Raw genomic sequence first — 1,394 nt, 5'->3', positions numbered from 1 at the left:
TGAAAACCGACTTCGGAGGGCCTTCTCCATCATTTGTACAGCTTAAGCACAAAGTTTTAGTTCATATTGAACTTCTTTGCGCGCCTGCGGCGCACCTTCGATGGCCAGATAAAGTTCATACTCATAAAACTCTCTTGCTCCACAGTACTCTGTACCACGACCGGTTAACACTCTTAAAATCCGAACATCCTGCTCTTCAAACCAGGGAATGACTCGATCATTTAGCATATCCGCTGCTACCCACGCACTTATCCTATCGTATAGTTTGACGAAGCTACCTTAGAATAGATATCCGATCACTGTCTGTTGATAAATGCGTCTAAGAGGATGTCTTAAAACCCCTCTTTTAGCTTATCAAGCTGCTTTATCAAAAATCTAATAGGTTGATGCAAAACAACTTATTTAAGATAATTTTGAGAGAAAAGGGAGGTAAAGATGAGCAATACATACCCTAGTCATTTATCAGATCGTGAATGGGAAGCCATTAAAATTTACTTTGAAGTAGATTACAGCAAAGGAGGCAGACCCATTAAACATACAAAAAGAGAGTTATTGGAAGCTATTTTTTATGTCTTAAGAACCGGTTGCCAGTGGCATTATCTACCCAAAGACTTTCCTCATTGGAAAACGGTTTACACTTACTTTAAGAAGTGGAAAGACCCACATTTGTTTGAGAAAATTAATCATCATTTAAGGAAAAAATTAAGAGTTATAATGGGGAGGAACCCCGATCCCAGCGCTGCCATCGTCGATAGCCAGTCAGTTAAAACAGTAGAAAGGGGGGGCTCACAGGTTATGATGGAGCTAAAAAGGTTAAGGGACGTAAAAGGCACATTGTAGTGGATACGCAAGGCTTTTTATTAACATGCTATGTAGGAGCTGCTGACGAAAACGATCGAACGGCCTTAATTAAGTTGTTAGACAAATGCAAAGGTCTGTTTTCAACTATCACCAAAGTTTGGGCGGATATGGGCTATCAAGGCACTGTATTAAAGCAAACCTGCCAGGATCAGTATAACATTGACTTTGAGATTGTTAAAAGGCCTCCCCGTAGGTTTTGGGTACATGAAGATAAAATAGAAGAGTTTTTAAAAACCATTGATTTAAGCTTTAAAGTCCTGCCCAAGAGGTGGATTGTGGAAAGGACTTTTGCATGGATTGGGCGTAATCGAAGAACTTCTAAAGAGTATGAGTACCTAACAACTACGAGTGAAAATTGGATTTATCTATCGATGATTAGACTGATGTTAAGGCGAATTGATAAGTTAAAAGAGGGGTTTTAAGATAACCTCTAATACTACAGTGGTAATAAAAAATATAGTATGCTATTTTATTTGTTAAGTAGGGAGGTGAGGGATGGAATTGAAAGCAATAAACCAAACTATAAAACAAAA

General features: G+C 38.5%; 1 protein-coding gene and 1 pseudogene. One reads left to right on the top strand and one right to left on the bottom strand.

Going from position 1 to position 1,394, the window contains the following annotated elements:
- Positions 1-96 precede the first annotated feature (96 nt).
- Positions 97-315: pseudogene (locus NEOC65_RS10015) on the bottom strand (IS481 family transposase); the annotation flags it as partial.
- Positions 316-435: 120 nt separating this feature from the next.
- On the opposite strand from NEOC65_RS10015, the gene NEOC65_RS10010 reads away from it, so the two are divergent.
- Positions 436-1,283 (top strand): IS5 family transposase gene (locus NEOC65_RS10010; RefSeq protein WP_213156088.1). Its coding sequence is split into 2 segments (ribosomal slippage): positions 436-805 and positions 805-1,283, totalling 849 coding nucleotides; the frame shifts between segments, so codons are not numbered across the junction.
- Positions 1,284-1,394 lie beyond the last annotated feature (111 nt).

Origin of the sequence: Neochlamydia sp. AcF65, assembly GCF_018342435.1 — a bacterium.
Lineage (GTDB): Bacteria > Chlamydiota > Chlamydiia > Chlamydiales > Parachlamydiaceae > Neochlamydia.
The sequence above is the reverse complement of the archived record's forward strand: the minus strand, read 5'-3'. Positions and strand labels throughout refer to the sequence as shown.